We start from the raw sequence: 19,696 nt of genomic DNA on the forward strand, positions 1-19,696 counted from the left end.
GTTGCCTGACAAGCAACGATAATTGAGCGCTGCCACAAGAAATTCTTATGACTAAGCTCCGCCCTCACCTCCCACTGAATGCGTTGCGCGCGTTCGAATCGTCGGCGCGCCACCTGAACTTCACGCGCGCCGGCCTCGAGCTGAGCGTGACGCAGGCGGCCGTGAGCCAGCAGGTGCGCTCGCTGGAGGAGCGGCTCGGCTGCGCGCTATTCACGCGGCTGCCGCGCGGTCTCGGCCTCACCGACGAAGGGCGCGCGCTGCTGCCGGTGCTCAGCGACGCCTTCAGCCGGATCGAAACCGTGCTCAAGCAGTTCGACGGCGGGCGCTTCCACGAGGTGCTCACGCTCGGCGCGGTCGGCACCTTTGCCATAGGCTGGCTAATGCCACGGTTGAAGCGCTTCGGCGACACGCACCCGTTCGTCGAGCTGCGGCTGCGGACCAACAACAACGTCGTCGACCTCGCGGCCGAGGGCCTCGATTTCGCGATCCGCTTCGGTGAAGGCAACTGGCCGGCGACGCGCAACGAGCGGCTGCTCGACGCGCCGCTCACCGCGCTGTGCGCGCCGGAGATCGCGCGCCGCCTCGCGGCGCCGGCCGATCTCGCGAACGAAACGCTGCTGCGCTCGTACCGCACCGACGAATGGCTCGGCTGGTTCGACGCCGCGCAGCTCGAACCGTGGTCGGTCAACGGGCCGGTGTTCGATTCGTCACGGCTGATGGTCGAGGCGGCGATGCAAGGCGCGGGCATCGCGCTCGCGCCGGCCTGCATGTTCGCGCGCGAACTGCAGCTGGGCCTGCTCGCGCGGCCGCTCGACATCGACGTGCGCGCGGGCGGCTACTGGCTCACGTCGCTGAAGTCGAAGCCGCTCACGCCGGCGATGACGCTGTTTCGGGACTGGATCGTCGCGGAAGCGGCCGGCGCGGCACCGGTCGAATGACGGGCCCGGCTTGTCCACAGATTTTGTTGGCAAGGATGTGGATATCCTGGGTACCCGGGGCCTAACTCGTTGATCGTGCACGATTTACGGCGTCGATACACACATCGGGCAGCCCGTGCGCACGGGGTTCGACGCACCGGCCGCCGCACGCGGGATCCTCAACCATCAGGAAGCAATCAGGTGAGACTTATCCACAGATTTTGTTGGCAAGCCTGTGGATATTCCCCCGATGTGACACGTAACACCCTGATACAAAAGGGGATTCAGTAGATCGGGCCCGGCGGGTCAACGACGCGGCATCGTTTGCGATCTCGCAGCATTTGCTGCGCGTCCGGATCGGGGCCGGCCGGGTTCTCCACAGATTGTGTTGGCAAGCTTGTGGATATCCTGCGCACCAGATGGCTAACTCATTGAGCGCACGGGGTTTTGTGCGCGCCGCGCAGGATTGGGCAGCACCGGCGCGGGCCGGGCGGCCGGCGCCGGGGCTGCCGGTTCGTCAGTGCCGGTCGAGCCCGCTGCGCAATTCGCTCGCCTTGTCGCGCAGCGCCTCGTAGCCCGAGCGCGCATGTTCGGGCAGGTCGGGATCGCCGATCAGCGCGCCGAGCGTTTCGATCAGGCTGAACAGGATGCCCTTCGCCGCCCCCGCCGCGATGCTCTGCGACTCGATCGACTTGTGCAGGTGGTCGACCGCCGCTTCCAGATTCTCGAGCTTCTGCTCGCCGTCGTCGGGCCGATTGTCGGTCGTCATCGTCATTGCCTCCGCCATCGTTCAAGGGTCATGTCACGATTCTATGCCGCTGCGCGCGAACGTGGCGCGACATCGCGCAACCTTCGCGCACGCCTGCGCTACAGCAGCGCGACCACCTTCACGCGACCCGGCCGCGCCGCCGCCGCGACCACCTGGCCGTCGACGCGGCGGAACGTCAGCGAGACGGTTTCGTCGCCGACGCGCAGGTCGTCGATGCGCAGCCAGTCGACGCCTTCGGGCAGCGTCGGGCGCTCGACCCGCACCTCGTGGCGCGCCGCGTCGACGCTCACGCCCAGACACGCCTGCAGCATCATGAACGGCGCACCGGCCGCCCACGCCTGCGGCAGGCACGCGACCGGATAGGCCGTCGGCGGTTCGCCGCGCCGGCGCGGGAACCCGCAGAACAGCTCCGGCAGCCGCATCTCGAAGCTGACGGCCGCCTCGAACAACGCGCGCAGCAGGTTCACCGCGGCCGTCTTGTCGCCGTAGCGCGCGAGCCCGCGCGCGATCAGCGCATTGTCGTGCGGCCACACCGAACCGTTGTGATAGGCCATCGGGTTGAAGCGCGGCTGGCCGGCCGCGAGCGTGCGGATGCCCCAGCCCGTCTGGAACAGCGTCGAGCCGAGCACGCTCGCGACCGCCGCGCCGCGCTGCGCGTCGGGCAGCCCGAACGCGAGCAGCTGGCCCGCGTTCGACGCGAGCACGCGGCACAGATCGCCGTGACCGTCGAGCGCGATCCCGTAGAACTGGGCGTCCGGCATCCAGAACAGCGCGTCGACCTGGTCGCGCAGCGCCTTCGCGCGCAGCGCATAGCGCGTCGCATCGGCCGCGTGCCCGCGCCGGCGCGAGCACATCGACATCGCGTCGAGTGCCGCGCACGCATACGCCTGCACTTCGACGAGCGCGATCGGGCCGTCCGGGAAGCGGCCGTCCGCGTGGAACACCGAGTCGTGACTGTCCTTCCAGCCCTGGTTCGCGAGGCCGCGCTCCGACGTGCGCTGGTAGTCGAGCAGCCCGTACGGATTGCGGTCGCACTTGTCTATCACCCATTGCGCGGCACGCTCGAGCGCGGGCCACAGCTCGTCGATCAGCGCATCGTCGCCGGTATGCTCGACGTACGCGCCCGCGAGCACGATGAACAGCGGGGTCGTGTCGACGCCGCCGTAATACAGCGCGAACGGCACCTCGCCCGTCGCGGCCATCTCGCTGCGGCGGAACTCGTGCATGATCTTGCCGGGCTCGGCGTCGCGGAACGCGGAAGTCTCGCGCGCCTGATGCGCGGCGAGAAAGCGCAGCACGCCGCGCGCGAGCGACGGTTGCAGCCACAGCATCTGCAGCGACGTGATCACCGCGTCGCGGCCGAACGGGGTCGAGAACCACGGAATGCCCGCATACGGATACGGGCCGGTGTCGAGCTGCGTCGTGAGCAGCCCGAGATCCGCGAGCGACCGGTCGAGCCACGCGTCGAACAGCGGATTACCGGTGTGCACGCGCGCCATCGACTCGCGTCGCGACCGCATCTCGCGATGCACGCCGACGAGCGCGGTGCGCAGCGCGACGCGCCCGCATCCCGGGTCCGCGCCGTGATGCGCCGAATCGAGCGTCGCATCGACGGTCAGGTAGATCGACACGCATGCCTGGGCGGCGATCGTCAGCGTGTAGTCGGCACGATCGACCGACAGCGCGTCGGGCGCCGGCGAGAAATGCACGGTCACGTTGCGCTCGACTTTGTCGAGGCCGTCGTAGCGCAACCGCACCGCGCCGGCGTCGACGCGCGGCGCGCCCACCGTGCCGCGCTTCGGGCGCAGCGTGCCGCGCACTTCGAACATGTCCTTGAAATCCGCCGCGAACGACAGCGACAGCGGCACTTCGGCCTCGCTCGCGCCGTAGTTCGTCAGCGTCAGCGCTTCGTACAGCACGTCGCCCGCGAGCACGCGCGTGCGTTCGATGTGGATCACGCCCTCGGGCGTCTCCTTGCCGCCGAGCGGCGGCAGCGGCCGGTTCGTCAGGTGCGCGGTAAACGACGCGTTGTCCGCGCTCGTCGCGCCCGACAGCAGCGACGGCGCGCGGCCGCCGAACGTCAGGCGCCAGGTCGACAGCACGCGCATGTCGTCGACGTACAGGCCGTCGTCGCGCCCGCTGATGTCGCCGAGCGCGTCGCCGACCACGAACGCGTCGCCGGATTTGAGCACGTACTGGTTGTTGCGCGCGAGCGCCTGCGGATCGGCTTCGGGCGCGATGAATGCGGGGCCGGACGCTTGGGTCGGAGGAAGCGGCGCGACTTGCGGCGCCTGCGTCGTGGTGGCTTCGGCGTGATTCGGCATCGATGCTCCTGTGTCGAGGCGCAACGCGCGGCGCGCGTCGCGTGTTTCGCACAGGATAGGCCAGAACGGGGAAAGCGCGCAGCGACGAAAAAGACGCGGCGCCATGCGACGTTACCGTCGCCGCATGGCGTCGCGCACAGGCATGTCACGCGCCGGTCAGAACTTCCACAGGATGTTGCCGAGCACCGCGTTGTCGCGCACGCCGCTGCCGTACTGGCCGCTGAACGTGAGGCCGAGCGTCAGGCGCTTCGTGATGTTCGCGTCGATGCCGGCCTCGAGTACCGCGCTGTCGCGAGCAATCGGCACGCCCGATACCTGGAACGACGTGCCGCCGTTCGCGAACGTGAACGCCGACGACGGCCGCACGTTGCCGAACGCATGCCGCCAGCCGACCGTGCCGCGCGCGGTGAACGTGCCGCTCGCGATCGAGCCGAGCTGCGACGCGGCGCGCAGGCCGAGCGTCGAGAACCCGATGTGGGTCGTCTGGCCGCCTGCCTGCAGCGCCGCCGCACCGCCGCTTTCGGTATAGCCGTCGGTATGCAGGTTCACGTAGGCCAGACCCGCGAACGGTTCGAGCGCGACCGGCCCGAGCGGCAGCGCGTAGCCGACTTCGCCGAACACCTGCGCCGAATGCGCGTTGTAGCCGGCCGAATTGTGGTCCGAGAAGCCCGCGAAGCCCGGATAGCGGTCGGTGTTGATCCGGTACCACGTGTACGACGCGCCGCCGCGCACGCCGAGCGCGCCGTACTGCGCACCGCCGTACAGCGACAGGTAGTAGCTGTTGACCGCCGCCGACGAACTCTGGTCGTTGTCGAGCGAGCTGTGCGTAACGCCCGCGGCCAGACCGGCCCGCCACTTGTCGTTGAGCGCCATGTCGGCACCGGCGATGAAACCGGTCATGCTGCGGTTGATCGTCGACGCGTTGCCGTCGCCCGCGAGCCGGCTGCGGCCGCCGAACGCCTGCCCCCAGACCACCGGCTGGTAAGGCGTGCCGCCGTAGCAGCCGTCGCGCGAGCCGATCCGGCGCTCGGGCGCGAGCGTCGGGTCGGTCACGCCGGCCGTGTTGTCGCCGCACAGCGCGGCCCCGCCCGACGACAGCGCCGCGAGCGGCCCCGATCCGGGCGCGAGACCCTGGCGCACGCGATCGGTCACGGCATCGCGCACATAGCGGCTGTCGAGCAGCAGCATGCTCTTCAGGCTCGCCTGCAGCTCGCCGTCGAGCACCGAGTAGGCCTGGCGCGCGGTGGCCGCATCGGTCGTCAACACCTTGTCGTACAGCGTGTTGCCCGCGCCGAGCGCACCGATCGCGGTGGCGACCGAGCGCTGGTTCGGCGTCGTCGCGACGTCGGGCAGCGCCGTGCCGTTCGTGACGAGCCGCAGGTACACGTGGTTCGGATCGTAGCTGAGCGTCGGCATCAGGAACGCGTAGTTCGAATTCACCTGGCTGAACGCGCCCTGCACGCCCGACGATGCGCTGAGGATCGTGTACGTCGTGCTCGGCTGGAAGCTGGCCTGGTTCGCGAGCACCTGCACGGTGCCGCCGTTCAGCGTCGCCGTGCCGCCCGCGGCAATGCTGCCGCTTTGCTGCGGCGTGACCGCGACCTGCAGCGTCGAGCCCGGCTGGAACGTGACGTTGCCGGCGACGTTCAGCGCCGCGCCCGGTTGCGACACGGCCGCGATCCCGCCGCTCTGGACCACGACGCCGCCAACCGTGCCGGTGCCCGTCAGCGTCGCGCCGTTCTGCACGGTCACGGCCGACTGGGCGAGCGAACCGGCGACGTCGAGCGTGCCCGCGGCGACGGTCGTCGGGCCGCTCAGCGTATTGGTGCCCGTCAGCGTCAGGGCTCCGCTGCCGGCCTGGGTCAGCGAACCGGTGCCGGACAGCACGTTCGCGAGCGTCACGCTGCCGGACTGGTTGACGATCAGTGCGCCGTTGTCGACGACATTGCCGACCACGCTGCCCGACGTGCCGCCGTTGCCGAGCTGCAGCGTGCCGCCCGACGCGATCGTCGTGCCGCCCGTGTACGTGTTGCTGCCGGTCAGCGTCTGGACGCCGGTGCCGGCGACCGTCACGCCGCCCGTGCCGCCGATGACGCCGTCGAACGTGCCGTTGGTGCTGCCGTTCAACGCCAGCGCGTTCGCGCCGAGGTTCACGGTGCTGCCGGCCGCCCCGGACAACGTGCCGATCGTCTGCGTGCCCGCTGCGCCGCTCACGTCGAACGTCGCGCCGGTGCCGGCGAGGTTCACCGCGCCCGTCGACGCGAGGCTGCCGCCCGTGCCGAGCGCGAGCGTGCTGCCGCCGTTGATCGTCGTGCCGCCGGTGTATGTGTTCGCGCCCGTGAGTGTCTGCGTGCCGGTGCCCGCGACGGTCACGGCGCCGGTGCCGCCGATCGTCCCGCCGAACGTGCTGGCGCCGCTGCCGTTCAGCGTCAGCGCGTTCGCGCCGAGGTTCACGGTCGTGCCCGCCACGCCCGACAGCGCGCCGATCGTTTCGGCACCCGCCGCACCGCTCACGTCGAACGTCGCGCCCGACCCGGCGAGATTCACCGAGCCGCTCGATGCGAGACTGCCGCCCGAACCCAGCGCAAGCGTGCTGCCGCCGTTGATCGTCGTGCCGCCCGTGTACGTGTTCGCGCCTGTGAGCGTCTGCGTGCCGGTGCCCGCGAGCGTCAGGCCGCCGGTGCCGCCGATCGCGCCGCCGAACGTGCCGTTGCCGCTGCCGTTCAACGTCAGCGCGTTCGCGCCGAGGTTCACGTTCGTGCCGCCCGTGCCGGTCAGCGTGCCGAGCGTCTGCGTGCCCGACGCGCCGCTCAGGTCGAATGTCGCGCCCGTGCCGGCGAGGTTCACCGTGCTGCCCGATGCGAGGCTGCCGCCCGAACCGAGCGCAAGCGTGCTGCCGCCGTTGATCGTCGTGCCGCCGGTGTACGTGTTCGCGCCCGTGAGCGTCTGCGTGCCGGTGCCCGCGACCGTCACGGCACCGGTGCCGCCGATCGTCCCGCCGAACGTACTGGCAACGCTGCCGTTCAGCGTCAACGCATTCGCCCCGAGGTTCACGTTCGTGCCGGCCGCGCCCGACAGCGCGCCGATCGTTTCGGCGCCCGCCGCACCGCTCACGTCGAACGTCGCGCCCGTGCCGGCCAGGTTCACCGTGCCGGTCGATGCGAGGCTGCCGCCCGAAACGAGCGCAAGCGTGCTGCCGCCGTTGATCGTCGTGCCGCCGGTATAGGTGTTCGCGCCCGTCAGCGTCTGCGTGCCGGCACCGGCCAGCGTCAGGCTGCCGGTGCCGCCGATCGCGCCGCCGAACGTGTTGTTGCCGCTGCCGCTCAGCGTCAGCGCATTCGCGCCGAGGTTCACGGTCGAGCCGGTCGCGCCGATCAGCGCGCCGATCGTCTCCGCGCCCGACGCACCGCCAAGGTCGAACGTCGCGCCCGCGCCGGCCAGATTCACCGTGCCCGTCGACGCGAGACTGCCGCCCGCGCCGAGCGCGAGCGTGCTGCCGCCGTTGATCGTCGTGCCGCCCGTGTAGGTGTTCGCGCCGGACAGCGTCTGCGTGCCGGTGCCCGCCAGCGTCAGGCCGCCGGTGCCGCCGATGACGCCGCCGAAGGTGCCGCTCGCCGTGCCGCCCAGCGTCAGCGCATTCGCGCCCAGGCTCACATTGGTGCCGGCCACGCCCGACAGCGCACCGAGCGTCTGCCCGCCCGACGCGCCGCTGAGGTCGAGCGTCGCGCCTGCACCCGCGAGATTCATCGTGCCGGTCGCAGCGAAGCTGCCGCCCGCGCCGACCGCCAGCGTGCCGGCGTTGATCGTGGTGCCGCCGGTATAGGTATTCGTCCCCGTCAGCGTGGTCGTCGCCGCGCCGTCCTTCACGAGCGCGCCTGCGCCGGAGATCGCGCCGCTCAGCCCGAGTGCGTTGGTGCCGCCGAGCGTCAGCGTCGCGCCCGTGCCGAGATCGATCGCGTTGGCGACCGCCAGGCTCGCGTTCGTATCGAGCGTCGCCGCGCCGCCGACATTCAATGCGCCGGAGCCCAGCGCCGCGTTGTTGCCGAGCACGAGGCCGCCGCTGTTCAGGTTCGTGCCGCCCGAATAGGTGCTCGCGCCGTTCAGCGTCTGCGTGCCGGTGCCGTCCAGCGTCAGGCTGCCCGTGCCGCCGATCGTGCCGCCGAACGTGCCGCTCGCGGTCCCGCCCAGCGTCAGCGCGTTGCCGCCCAGATCGATGTTCGTCCCCGCGACGCCGGACAGCGCGCCGAGCGACTGCCCACCCGACGCACCGCTCAAATCGAGCGTCGCGCCCGCACCCGCGAGATTCATCGTGCCGGTCGATGCGAAGCTGCCGCCCGCGCCGACCGCCAGCGTGCCGGCATTGATCGTCGTGCCGCCCGTGTAGGTGTTCGTGCCCGTCAGCGTGGTCGTCGCCGCGCCGTCCTTCACGAGCGCGCCTGCACCGGAAATCCCACCGCCCAGCCCGAGCGCGTTGGTGCCGCCGAGCGTCAGCGTCGCGCCCGTGCCGATATCGATCGCGTTGGCGACCGACAGGCTCGCGTTCGTATCGAGCGTCGCCGCGCCGCCGACATTCAACGCGCCACTGCCGAGCGCCGCGTTGTTGCCGAGCACGAGGCTGCCGCTGTTCAGGTTCGTGCCGCCTGTATAGGTATTCGCGCCGTTCAGCGTCTGCGTGCCGGTGCCGTTCAGCGTCAGGCTGCCCGTGCCGCCGATCGTGCCGCCGAACGTGCCGCTCGCGCTCCCGCCCAGCGTCAGCGCGTTTGCGCCCAGGTTCACGCTCGTGCCGGCCGCGCCCGACAGCGCGCCGATCGACTGTGCGCCGCCCGCGGCGATGTCGAATGCCGCGCCCGCATTGGCCAGGTTCACCGTACCCGTGGACGACAGGCTGCCGCCCGCGCCGATCGCCAGTGTGCCGGCGTTGATCGTCGTGCCGCCCGTGTAGGTGTTCGTGCCCGTCAGCGTCGTGGTCGCCGCGCCGTCCTTCACGAGCGCGCCCGCGCCTGTGATCGCGCCGCTCAGCCCGAGTGCGTTGCTGCCGCCGAGCGTCAGCGTCGCGGTGGTGCCGATATCGATCGCGTTGGCGACCGACAGGCTCGTGGTCGTATCGAGCGTCGCCGCGCCGCCGACGCTCAGCGCGCCGGAGCCCAGCGCCGCGTCGTTGCCGAGCACGAGGCCGCCGGCGTTCAGCGTCGTGCCGCCCGTGTAACTATTCGCGCCTGTCAGCGTCAGCGCCGCCGCACCGTTCTTCACCAGCCCGCCCGCGCCGGCGATCGTGCCGCTCAGCCCGAGATCGGTGCTGCCGCCGACCGTGAGCGTCGTGCCGGTGGCGAGGTTGACGCCGTTCGTCAGCGACACGTTGGTGGTCGCATCGAGCGTCGACGAGCCGTTGACGTTGATCGCGCCGAAGCCCAGCGCCGTATTGCTGCCGACGACGACGTTGCCGCCGTTCAGGTTCGTGTCGCCCGTGTAGACGTTCGCGCCGGTCAGCGCCTGCGTGCCGGTACCCGACAGCGTCAAGCCGCCCGTGCCGCCGATCGTGCCGGCGTAGGTGGTATTCGCGCTGCCGTCGAGCGTCAGCGAATTGCCGCCGAGGTTCACGTTCGTGCCGGCCGCCCCGGCGAGCGAACCGATCGTCTGCGCGCCCGTCGCGCCGGCCAGGTCGAACGTCGCACCCGCGCCGGTGAGGTTGACCGTGCCCGTGGACGCGAGGCTGCCGCCCGCGCCGAGCGCCAGCGTGCCGCTGTTGATCGTCGTGTCGCCGGTGTACGTGTTCGCACCGGTCAGCGTCGTCGTCGCCGTGCCGTTCTTCACGAGGCCGCCGGCGCCGCTGATCGTGCCGGCCAGGCCGAGATCGTTGCTGCCGCCCAGCGCCAGCGTCGCGCCCGTCGCGAGATTGACCGCGTTGCCGAGCGTCACGTTCGTGCTCGTGTCGAGCGACGCCGACGCGTTGACGTTCAACGCACCGGCGCCGAGCGCGTCGTTGTTGCCGACCACAAGGCCGCCGGCGTTCAGGTTCGTGCCGCCCGTGTAGCTGTTCGCGCCCGACAGCGTCAGGATGCCGCCGTCGTTCTTCGTCAGCGCGCCCGCGCCCGACACCGTGCCCGACAGCGAGAGGCCTGTGGCGCCCTGCACCGTCAGCCCGCCCGCGCCGAGAGTCACGTTGTTGCTGACGTCGAGCCCGGCGGCACCGGCCTGCAGCGCACCGCCGGTGGCCGTGATCGTGCCCGTGCCGAGCGACGCGTTGTCGCCGATGATCGCGACGCCGCCCGCCAGCGTCGCGTCCTGCGCGGTCGACGCGCCGTTGATCGTCCAGTTGCCGCTCGTGACGTCGAGATGATTGAAGTTGATGTAGTTGTTGACCGCGATCGTGCCGTTGGCCGACCCGCCTTGCTGCAGCACCAGCGTGTTGTTGCCGCCGGCGCCGCCGTCGACGGTGCCGGTCGCCGCGACGCCGAGCGTGACCGGGCCGACCGTGATGTTGAACGCGCCGCCCGTGCCGCCCGCCGTGTTGACCGACGAGCCCGTCACGGCATTGAACGTGTTGGTGCTGTTCGCGCCCATCGACACGCTGCCGTTGATCGTGCCCGAGTTGGTAAAGGTATTGCCGAGCCCGGGCGTGCCGTTCGATCCGAGCGACACGCGACCGGTGATCGTCCCGCTGTTGGTCATGTTGACCGTGCCGCCACCGTATGCGGCGACCACGGGCGCATCCGCGCCGATGAGCGTCGCGCCGGCCAGCGCGCTCGTGCCCATCGTGCCGGTGTTGGTGATCGTCGACGTGCCGCCCGTGCCGTTCTGCACCGACAGCGCCATGCCCGTCACGCCGCTGATCGCGACACCGGTCGAGCCGTTCATCGTGCCGTTGTTGGTCACGGTCGTCGTGCTCGCCGCCGCATTGCCGACCACCGCGCCGCTCGACAGCACGCCCAGGCCCGAGCCGAGCACGGACGGATCGATCGTGCCGTTGTTGGTCAGCGTGTTGTTGCTGCCGGTCAGCGACATCGCGGTGCCGCCCACGCCCAGCAGCACGCCGACGCTCGCGCCGGGGTTCACCGTGACGTTCAGGTTGTTCGCGCTGTTCGAATAGCTCGGCGCCAGCGGATTCGCGACACCCGAACAGGTCACCGTCGTGCCTGCCGTCGAGCAGGTCGCATAGGCGGAAACGATGCCCGCACCCGACAAGGCGAGGAAAACGCCAGTCGGCAACAGGAATCTCGGAAACGACTCGCCGCTCTTTTTCGAATGCGCAATATTCATGCTTCCCCTCGGCATCAGCTTGACCGCTGAATCGGACCGGCCACGGCGGAAGATCCGGGACGAAAGCGTCCCCGCCGGCAGTCGCGGAACGACGTCGGTTTATTCGTGGATGAACTGCTGGTTAATCGATTCTCGTTTGCGAATGCAAAACTAGCCGAATGACATGACCCGTGCCCCCTGTTTTTATGCAGCGACTTTCTGGTTGATTTGATTACCGCCCCGCTTTTGTCAGACAAGGCTATATCAAACAAAAAGGGTTTTCCAGTCGATGTTTTACTATTTGATCAAGATCAATCGAATATGTACTTTTTACTGGCGCTGGCGAGCCGAGAATAGACCTACTGAAGCGTTCCGGTAATTCCGCGCAAGGCGTGGCAAGGCGTTCCGCGCCGCGCACTCAGTGGAAACACTGATACGCGTACCGGAAATTTGGAATGGAATTTGCGCACGGGATATATCCGCACTCACGCCGACAGGCCGGAAAAATCGCCGAGCACGTTGATCCGCCGAACCAAAAGCGAATTTTCAACATCCTGCAAATCGCTTTCGAATCCGGCGTCGCTTGAATTCCGCGACTCGTTCGCCATTAATCATCCGGCGACGGCGGTACCGATTCCATCAATGGGAAGGCGCACCGGATTCGGCGTGAATCGGCGGTGTGATTAGCGTGAAAATCGGAAACGAAAAAGGCGACCGTGCTGAAAATCGAAACGCGGCACACGCGCGGCAGACCTCGCGCGGTGCCGTGTTACGAAAACAGGCTCATCAGATAAAGCATCGGCCGGAACGACACGGGGCGTGCGTCGGGATTGAGCCATAGACGCAGCACATAGATCGCATACGCCGGCACTTCCCGCCAGCTCGAATAGATATCGCGCAACTGGAAGTGATGCGGATACGCGGCGGAGATGTTCGCGCCGGCGATGCCGACCCGCTCGAACGCGAGGCGCGCCCGCGCGAGGTGGTAGTACTGACTGATGATCAGCACGCGCGAAAGCCGGTGCGCTTGCAGGTACGCCCGCGTGTGCTGCGCGGTTGCGAGCGTGTTGTCGCCCTGGTCGTCGACGGCGATCCGCTCGGCCGGCACGCCGCGCGCGACCAGATAGTCACGCATCGCGGTCGCCTCGTTCAGCCCGGGGCCGTCGATCGCGCCGCTGACGAGGAACGCCGGGCATTGCCCTTCGCGATAGCAGCGCACGCCGACGTCGAGCCGCGCGGCCAGCACGGGTTTCGGCGCGCCGCGGTCATCCAGCGCATTGCCGAAGATCACCGCGACATCGGCCGGCTCGCTCGGCATCCGCATCCCCGCGCCGACGAGCACGACCGCCGCGACGATCCACAGGCACGCGAACGCTGCCAGCACACGGCCGATCCGGGCCATGCAGCCCCGCTTGAATCGCTGCTTCAATGGTGTCGAACTCCTGGAGAAGTACGCCGCCGGCTTGTCCGGCACGCGGCCCGGCATACTGCCACGCCGCGCTCGCGCATGTCCAGATCACGCGGCCGGCATGACGTGTCGAACGTGTCCGGAGAAACCGGACGAAGTGCGGCATGCTGGCGCTTCGGGGTTCGAAAGACTTTCAGGAAACGTCACCGAGCATGCCCGGCCGGCGTCAATCCACCGGGCACATCGCAAGCCGCCCCATCGCCTCGCCCGCGCCACGCACCGCGCAGGTGGCAGGATCATCGGCGATCCGGGCGACCAGGCCGGTCTCGTCGCGCAGCAGGCGCTCGAGATCCGCGAGCAGCGCGCCGCCGCCCGTCAGCACCACGCCGCGATGCGCGATGTCGGTCACGAGTTCGGCCGGCGCGTTTTCCAGCACCGACTTCACCGCGCCGATCACCTGCTTGAGCGGCGCGGCCAGCGCGTCCGCCACGTCGTGGTTGGACAGCTCGATCGAGCGCGGCAGGCCGTCCTCGATGCCGCGCCCGATCGCGCGGGTCGACGCGCGCGGCACGGCGCGGGTGGCCGAGCCGATCGTGTTCTTCACGCGCTCGGCCGTCTGCTCGCCGAGCAGCACGCCGTACACGTTGCGCACGTAGTTGATGATCGCCGCGTCGAACTGGTTGCCGCCGACGCGGATCGACTCGCGGTAGACGATGCCGCCGAGCGCGATCACCGCGACTTCGGTCGTCCCCGCGCCGATGTCGATGACCATCGAGCCGACCGGCTCGGTCACCGGCAACCCCGCGCCGAGCCCGGCCGCGAGCGCTTCCTCGATCAGTTCGACCTCCGACACACCGGCCGCGAACGCGGCCTCGCGGATCGCGCGGCGCTCGACCGCCGTCGCATCCGACGGCACGCACAGCGTGACCTCGACACGGCGGCTGAAGCGCGAACGCGTGCGCGACATGTCGATGAAGCGGCGGATCATCTGGACGGCGGCGTGCGCATCGGCGATCACGCCGTGCCGCATCGGCCGCACGGCCTCCAGATGCCCTGGCTCGCGGCCGAGCAGCGCCTTCGCGAGCTCGCCGACGGCCTCGAGGGTCGGCCGCGCGTCGGACGCCCCGCCCTTGCGGAAGCAGACGACCGACGGCTGGTTCAGCACCACGCCACGCTCATGCGTATAAATCCGCGTACTCGCCGTTCCAGGGTCGATCGCAACGGGTTGCGCAAACAACTTTCCGAACAGCGGTGTCGACATATCAAGCCTTTATTGAACATACCAGCCGCATCCGTGCGGCGCGCCTTTACCGCCCCATCCCGGACTTAGCGGCAAATCGTTCCGATACTTTAGACACTTCCGATGATTATTTCGCGACGAAATTGCCGAAAACGCGTTTCGGCAGGCCCGCGCCTACGCAACGGCGGCTCGCGTTGCGCTTGTGAAACACGGTAATCTCTCGGTCTTGCCTGCTCCCGGCAGGCGTCTCACGCCCGATCACGCCAGGTATTCCACCATGACAGCGACCGCTACTCTCCGCTGGCTCGGGGTGCGCCAGATCGGCGCAACGCTCGTTGCGCTCTGGTGCAGCACCGTTGCCGCGCAGGCCTTGCCGGCCGCCGACACCGCCACCCGCACCGCGCCGGTGGCCACTGCCGCCGCACCGGCCGCCCCCGCCGCGCCGACCTGCAACGCCGACGGCGGCCCGGCGGGCCGGCCGCCGGTCGGCCTCGTGCTGTCCGGCGGCGGCGCGCGCGGCTACGCGCACCTCGGCGTGCTGAAGGTGCTCGAGGAGAACCGCATCCCGATCGACTGCATCGCCGGCACCAGCATGGGCGCCGTGGTCGGCGGCCTGTATGCGAGCGGCATGGCCGCCGACGAGATGCAACAGCGGCTGTCCGAGGTGAACCTGGCCGACATCGCCTTCGACGTGACCGACCGCGCGGACCTGCCGCAAACCAGCCGCGAGGACGAGCGCCTGTACATCAACAGCCTGACGCTCGGCTTCGGCAAGAAAGGCGTGAAGGCGCCGGTCGGCCTCGTCCAGGGCAACCGGCTGCAGGCGCTGCTCGCGAACTGGACGGCCGCCGTGCCGACCAACCAGCCGTTCGACCAGCTCCCGATCCCGTATCGCGCGGTCGCGACCGACCTGCAGACGGGCCAGATGGTCGTGCTCGACCACGGGTCGCTGCCGCTCGCGATCCGCGCGAGCATGGCGATGCCCGGCCTGTTCGCGCCGGCCGAGATCAACGGCCGCGCGCTCGTCGACGGCGGGCTCGTCAGCAACCTGCCGGTCGACACCGCGCGGCGCATGGGCGCGAAGGTCGTGATCGCCGTCGACATCGGCTCGCCGCTGCGCCCGCTCGACGCGCTCGCGTCGCCGGCCGACGTGATGCAGCAGATGGTCGGCATCCTGATCCGCCAGAACGTGACGTCGCAGCGCCAGCAGCTCGCCGCACAGGACGTGCTGCTCACGCCCGACCTCGGCGCGCTCGCGTTCACCGATTTCCAGAACGCGAAGCAGGCGATCGCCGCCGGCGCGGCCGCCGCGACCGCGGCGCTGCCGCGGCTCAAGCGCTTCGCGCTCACGCCGGAACAGTACGCGGCCTACCGGTCCGCCCATGCGCAGCCGCTGCCGCCGCCGATCCGCATCACGCGCATCGAGATCAAGACGAGCGGCGGCATCCCCAAGCGGGTCGTCAGCGACGCGCTGCACGTCAAACCGGGCGACACCTACGATCCGGCGACCGTCAGCCAGGACCTGCTCGGGCTGACGACCGGCGGCAATTTCGAGAGCGTGACGCAGCAGATCGTGAGCCACGGCGACGAGAACGTGCTCGTGGTCGATGCGCGCGAGAAATACTGGGGGCCGAATTTCCTGCTGTTCGGCGTCGGGATGTCGAGCAGTTCGACCGACGAAGGCGGCTTCCGCCTGCACGTCGGCTACCGGCGGCCGTGGCTCACCGAATCGGGGCTCGAATTCCGCGCGGATACGACGATCGGCAGCGACCTGCTGTCGGGGCGCGTCGAATTGCGCCAGCCATTGCCGGCCGCGTACGGTTTCTATATTTCGCCCTATGCGGAATATCAGCGTCGCTACGTGAACCTGTACGACGACAGCGGCGAGGTCAAACTGAACCAGTATCTGATGCAGACGGCACGCACCGGGATCGACTTCGGGCTGCCGATCGGCCGGCTCGGCGACCTCCGGATGGGCATCGGCTACGCGACCGGGCACGGCTCGCCGAACTACAACCTGCCGTTCTCGCAGGATGACGGCAGCTCGAGCCTGATCTGGCCGAGCTTCACGTCGCAGGCGCTGACCGCGCGCGCGCGGCTCGTCATCGATCAGCTCGACGATCCGATGTTCCCGCGCCGCGGCTACTACAGCGAATTCCGCGTCGAACGCTCGCTGTGGTCGCACAACAGCCAGTCCGCGGCGAACCTCGCCGATACGTCGAACACGCCTTACACCGAGATCTACGGCAAGGCGATGATCGCGCAGCAGTTCGGCCGGCACAGTGTCAGCGCCACGATCGAGGGCGGCAAGAGCATCGGCGGGACCAACCTGATCAACGCGTTCAACTTCACGCTCGGCGGCTTCCAGCATCTGGCCGCGTATGCGGCCGACCAGTTGACCGGCAACGAACTCGCGTACGCGAACGTGACTTACATGAACCAGCTGGCGACGTTCAACGCGTCGCCGATCAAGGCGCTGTCGGTGGGCGCCAGCGCGGAAGTCGGCAACGTGTGGTCGAGCGGCGTGCAGGTGGGCGGCGGCGCGCTCAAGCAGAGCTATACGTTCTTCACGAGCCTGTCGACCGCGTTCGGTCCGCTGTACATGGGTGTCGCGCTCGCGCCGGGCGGGCGGCGCAACATCTATCTGCAGCTCGGCCGCACGTATTGACCGGGGCGTGCGGCGGTCGCCGCCGACGCCCCCGCGGCGGCGCGGCGACCCCGTTGCCCGGCCGCCGCGGCCGGGCCGTCAGATCGGCCAGCTGATCTCGAAGCGCGCGCCGCCGAGTTCGACCGGATCGACGACCGCGATCCGGCCGTTGTGCGCGTGCAGCACCTGCCGCGTGATCGCGAGGCCGAGCCCGTAGCCGCCGGTGCGGCGGTCGAGGCGGACGAACGCGTCGAAGATCCGCTCGCGTTCGTCTTCCGGCACGCCGGGGCCGTCGTCCTCGACGAAGATCGCGATGTTGCCGTGCTCGATCGAGATGCCGACCACGATCTGCGCGTTCGCATACTTGCTCGCATTGCGCAGCAGGTTGCGCATTGCATACGACATCAGCCGCCGGTCCATCTTCACGCGCAGGTCCGACGCGATCGCGATGCGCGACTCGATCGCGCGCTCCGGATACAGCAGCTGCGCATCGCTGACCTGGTGCTCGAACCACGCGACCGGCGCGGTCAGCTCGATATTCGACTGCAGCGAGCTGTATTCGAGCCGCGCATACGTGAGGCTCATGTCGATCAGTTCCTCGAGCTCGGTCACGTCCTGCGCGATGCTCTCCAGCGCACCGTGATATTCGGCGGCGGAGCCCGGTTCGCGCAGCATCTCGAGCGCGAAGCGCACGCGCGCGAGCGGCGTGCGCAGCTCGTGCGAGATCCCGTTCGTCAGATCGCGCTGCGCGGCGATCAGCCGTTCCATGCGCATCGCGAGCGCATTGAGCGTGCGCGCGAGCGGGCCGATGATCACGCTGTGCGACTCCCGCGCGCGCGTGTTGAAGCGCCCGCCGGTGAAGTCGATCGCACGCTCGCGCACCATCACCAGATCCGACCAGACCGGCCGCATCCACCGGTACGCGGCAAGCGCGGGCGCGGCGAATATGAACGCGAGCACGATCCAGATGTCGCCCGGCAGCGCGTCGAACGCGTGCCACACGACTTCCGGCGACAACACGACGCCCAGCGCAAGCGCCGGCACGAGCGCGGTCAGCAGCACGAGGCCCAGCAGATGCAGGTAGGTGCGCACGTACAGGCGCGACCAGCTCGGAATGCGGTCGGCGCGCGTGTCGGTCCACGCGCGGCGGAAGTGCAGCCAGCGCCATTTGACATAGCGCAGCGTCGAGAGCGGCGGTGCGTTGGGGTGCGAAGGCGTGCGTCGGATCATCGCGGCTTCCGGCTATCGTGCGAGGTGGGGATACTGCGGCCGGCGGCGTCGCGTGGGGGCGGCGTCATTCCCACGCATGCTTGCTGAACTGGTAACCCTTGCTGCGGATCGTCTTGATCCGCTGCGGGTTGCCCGCATCGTCAAGCAGCTTGCGGCGCAGCTTCGAGATGCGCCCGTCGATCGTGCGGTCGAGGCCGTCGAACTCGACACCGCGCAGCTGCAGCATCAGGTCGTCGCGGCTGACGACCTCTCCCGCATGGCACACCAGCACCCACAGCAGGTCGAACTCCGCCGACGTGAGGTCGGGCGAGCCGCCGCCGGGCAGCACGACCGAGCGGTCGGTGCGGTCGATCGAGAACTGGCCGAACGTGTAGCGCTCCGGCTGCGCCGCGGGGCCCTGGGCCGCGCGCGCGGGGGCGCGGCGCAACTGCGCCTTGATCCGCGCGAGCAGGATGCGCGGCTCGACCGGCTTGTGCACGTAGTCGTCGGCGCCGAATTCGAGGCCGAGCAGTTCGTCGAACGGCTCGTCGCGCGCCGTCACCATGATGATCACGCCGTCGTACTCCTTGCGCGCTTCGCGGCAGATCTCGAAGCCGTCCTTGCCCGGCAGGTTCACGTCGAGAATGACGAGATCCGGGCGCATGGACAGGATCGCCGGCACGGCGGCGTCACCATGCAGCACAGTGTCGACTTCGTAGTCGTTCTTGCGCAGGTAGCCGGCGATCAGCGTGGACAGGCGGGTGTCGTCTTCGACGAGCAGGATGCGAAAAGACATGGGCAACGGTCGGATCATACGGGGGACCGCCGCGGCGACAGGCTTGCGCGCTGCCGGCCAGCGGCCGAAACGTACCGCATGATACTGCGCCCGCCGCTTGCCCGTTTGGAGATCTGACAAATAAGGGCGCGATGGCCGCCGTGCTTGACGAACCGGCGCCGAAACGGTTCCATACGGGCTCCCTGGAAACCGGGCCCACGCCTGCCCTGCCTCACGTGATGAACTACCAGCCGATCCTCCAACGCATCCATACCGAACTCGCCCCCTGGATCGGGCAAGGGCGCGTCGCCGACTACATTCCCGAGCTCGCGAAGGTGCCGGCCGACAAGTTCGGGATGGCCGTCGTGACGCTCGACGGAAACGTTTACACCATCGGCAACGCGCACGAACGCTTCTCGATCCAGAGCATCTCGAAGCTGTTCGCGTGCACGCTTGCGTTCCAGCTGCTCGGCGACGCGCTGTGGGAACGGGTCGGCCGCGAGCCGTCCGGCACCGCGTTCAATTCGCTCGTCCAGCTCGAGAGCGAGCGTGGCAAGCCGCGCAATCCGTTCATCAATGCGGGCGCGCTGGTCGTCACCGACGTGCTGTGCCGCCGCTTCGTGCGCGCCGAGACGGCGCTCGTTGAATTCGTCCGACGGCTGATCGGCAACAACGATGTCGATTACGATTCGCGCGTCGCGCTGTCGGAGTTACAACACGCAGAACGCAACCGTGCGATGGCGCATTTCATGTCGAGCTTCGGGAATATGCAGATGCCGCCGGAAACGGTGGTCGACGCGTACTGCCGCCAGTGCGCGATCACGATGAACTGCGTGGAGCTCGCGCAAGCCGCGCTGTTTCTCGCGAACGGCGGCGTCGCGCCCGTCACCGGCGAGCGGATCCTCGATGCCAGTTCGGCGAAGCGGCTGTCGGCGCTGATGCTGACCTGCGGCACCTACGATGCGGCAGGGGACTTCGTGTATCGCGTGGGGCTGCCCGCGAAAAGCGGCGTGGGCGGCGGGATCGTCGCGGTGCTGCCGGGCGAAATGGCCGTGTGCGTGTGGGCGCCGGGGCTCGACGCGAACGGGAACTCGTTGGCGGGAACGCTGGCGCTGGAGTGGTTGACGACGTATTCGGGGCGGTCGATTTTTTGAGGTGGCGGAGTTAGGCG

11 protein-coding genes are annotated in these 19,696 nt (G+C 69.2%); 3 read left to right on the forward strand and 8 right to left on the reverse strand.

Annotated elements, in window-relative coordinates; all coding sequences use genetic code 11:
* Positions 1 to 47: 47 nt before the first annotated feature.
* The gene (gene penR / locus BAMB_RS21830) at positions 48 to 938 is read left to right on the forward strand and encodes a beta-lactamase transcriptional regulator PenR (protein ID WP_006758175.1); all 891 of its coding nucleotides are present in this window, start codon (positions 48 to 50) and stop codon (positions 936 to 938) included.
* Between the two features lie 496 nt (positions 939 to 1,434).
* On the opposite strand, the gene BAMB_RS21835 is transcribed toward penR, so the two are convergent.
* From BAMB_RS21835 to mreB, 6 genes are all read right to left on the reverse strand, one after another.
* Positions 1,435 to 1,686 (reverse strand): hypothetical protein, encoded by a 252-nt coding sequence (locus BAMB_RS21835; protein WP_011659343.1) that lies wholly within the window; start codon positions 1,684 to 1,686, stop codon positions 1,435 to 1,437.
* A 98-nt stretch (positions 1,687 to 1,784) separates the two neighbouring features.
* Positions 1,785 to 4,010, reverse strand: a complete 2,226-nt coding sequence (locus tag BAMB_RS21840; RefSeq protein ID WP_011659344.1) for an amylo-alpha-1,6-glucosidase — start codon at positions 4,008 to 4,010, stop codon at positions 1,785 to 1,787.
* Between the two features lie 156 nt (positions 4,011 to 4,166).
* Entirely contained in the window at positions 4,167 to 11,267 is a 7,101-nt protein-coding gene (locus BAMB_RS21845) for an autotransporter-associated beta strand repeat-containing protein (RefSeq protein WP_041491510.1), read from the reverse strand.
* Positions 11,268 to 11,731: 464 nt separating this feature from the next.
* Complete coding sequence (locus tag BAMB_RS36125; RefSeq protein WP_265332557.1) at positions 11,732 to 11,854, reverse strand: hypothetical protein; 123 nt, start codon at positions 11,852 to 11,854, stop codon at positions 11,732 to 11,734.
* Between the two features lie 161 nt (positions 11,855 to 12,015).
* Positions 12,016 to 12,675, reverse strand: coding sequence for a YdcF family protein (locus BAMB_RS21850; RefSeq protein ID WP_041491511.1), 660 nt, complete (start codon positions 12,673 to 12,675; stop codon positions 12,016 to 12,018).
* Between the two features lie 205 nt (positions 12,676 to 12,880).
* On the reverse strand, positions 12,881 to 13,915 hold the full coding sequence (gene mreB / locus BAMB_RS21855; protein ID WP_011659347.1) for a rod shape-determining protein: 1,035 nt from the start codon (positions 13,913 to 13,915) through the stop codon (positions 12,881 to 12,883).
* A 256-nt stretch (positions 13,916 to 14,171) separates the two neighbouring features.
* On the opposite strand from mreB, the gene BAMB_RS21860 reads away from it, so the two are divergent.
* On the forward strand, positions 14,172 to 16,562 hold the full coding sequence (locus tag BAMB_RS21860; protein WP_011659348.1) for a patatin-like phospholipase family protein: 2,391 nt from the start codon (positions 14,172 to 14,174) through the stop codon (positions 16,560 to 16,562).
* Positions 16,563 to 16,640: 78 nt separating this feature from the next.
* On the opposite strand, the gene BAMB_RS21865 is transcribed toward BAMB_RS21860, so the two are convergent.
* Positions 16,641 to 17,771: an ATP-binding protein gene (locus BAMB_RS21865; protein WP_011659349.1), complete on the reverse strand. Its 1,131-nt coding sequence runs from the start codon at positions 17,769 to 17,771 to the stop codon at positions 16,641 to 16,643.
* Positions 17,772 to 17,835: 64 nt separating this feature from the next.
* Positions 17,836 to 18,546 carry a response regulator gene (locus BAMB_RS21870; RefSeq protein WP_041491512.1) on the reverse strand — a complete coding sequence of 237 codons (711 nt, stop codon included), beginning with the start codon at positions 18,544 to 18,546 and terminating at the stop codon, positions 17,836 to 17,838.
* Between the two features lie 218 nt (positions 18,547 to 18,764).
* On the opposite strand from BAMB_RS21870, the gene BAMB_RS21875 reads away from it, so the two are divergent.
* The gene (locus BAMB_RS21875) at positions 18,765 to 19,679 is read left to right on the forward strand and encodes a glutaminase (RefSeq protein WP_041491683.1); all 915 of its coding nucleotides are present in this window, start codon (positions 18,765 to 18,767) and stop codon (positions 19,677 to 19,679) included.
* The last annotated feature ends 17 nt before the right edge of the window (positions 19,680 to 19,696 follow it).

This window comes from Burkholderia ambifaria AMMD (assembly GCF_000203915.1).
GTDB classification, from domain to species: domain Bacteria; phylum Pseudomonadota; class Gammaproteobacteria; order Burkholderiales; family Burkholderiaceae; genus Burkholderia; species Burkholderia ambifaria.

Excerpts from the sequence above, each read along its gene's own strand:
- BAMB_RS21865 (WP_011659349.1), bottom strand. The coding sequence starts at position 17,771 with ATGATCCGACGCACGCCTTCGCACCCCAACGCACCGCCGCTCTCGACG.
- penR (WP_006758175.1), top strand. The coding sequence starts at position 48 with ATGACTAAGCTCCGCCCTCACCTCCCACTGAATGCGTTGCGCGCGTTC.
- BAMB_RS21870 (WP_041491512.1), bottom strand. The coding sequence starts at position 18,546 with ATGTCTTTTCGCATCCTGCTCGTCGAAGACGACACCCGCCTGTCCACG.
- BAMB_RS36125 (WP_265332557.1), bottom strand. The coding sequence starts at position 11,854 with ATGGCGAACGAGTCGCGGAATTCAAGCGACGCCGGATTCGAAAGCGAT.
- BAMB_RS21840 (WP_011659344.1), bottom strand. The coding sequence starts at position 4,010 with ATGCCGAATCACGCCGAAGCCACCACGACGCAGGCGCCGCAAGTCGCG.
- BAMB_RS21835 (WP_011659343.1), bottom strand. The coding sequence starts at position 1,686 with ATGACGACCGACAATCGGCCCGACGACGGCGAGCAGAAGCTCGAGAAT.
- mreB (WP_011659347.1), bottom strand. The coding sequence starts at position 13,915 with ATGTCGACACCGCTGTTCGGAAAGTTGTTTGCGCAACCCGTTGCGATC.
- BAMB_RS21875 (WP_041491683.1), top strand. The coding sequence starts at position 18,765 with ATGAACTACCAGCCGATCCTCCAACGCATCCATACCGAACTCGCCCCC.
- BAMB_RS21860 (WP_011659348.1), top strand. The coding sequence starts at position 14,172 with ATGACAGCGACCGCTACTCTCCGCTGGCTCGGGGTGCGCCAGATCGGC.
- BAMB_RS21845 (WP_041491510.1), bottom strand. The coding sequence starts at position 11,267 with ATGAATATTGCGCATTCGAAAAAGAGCGGCGAGTCGTTTCCGAGATTC.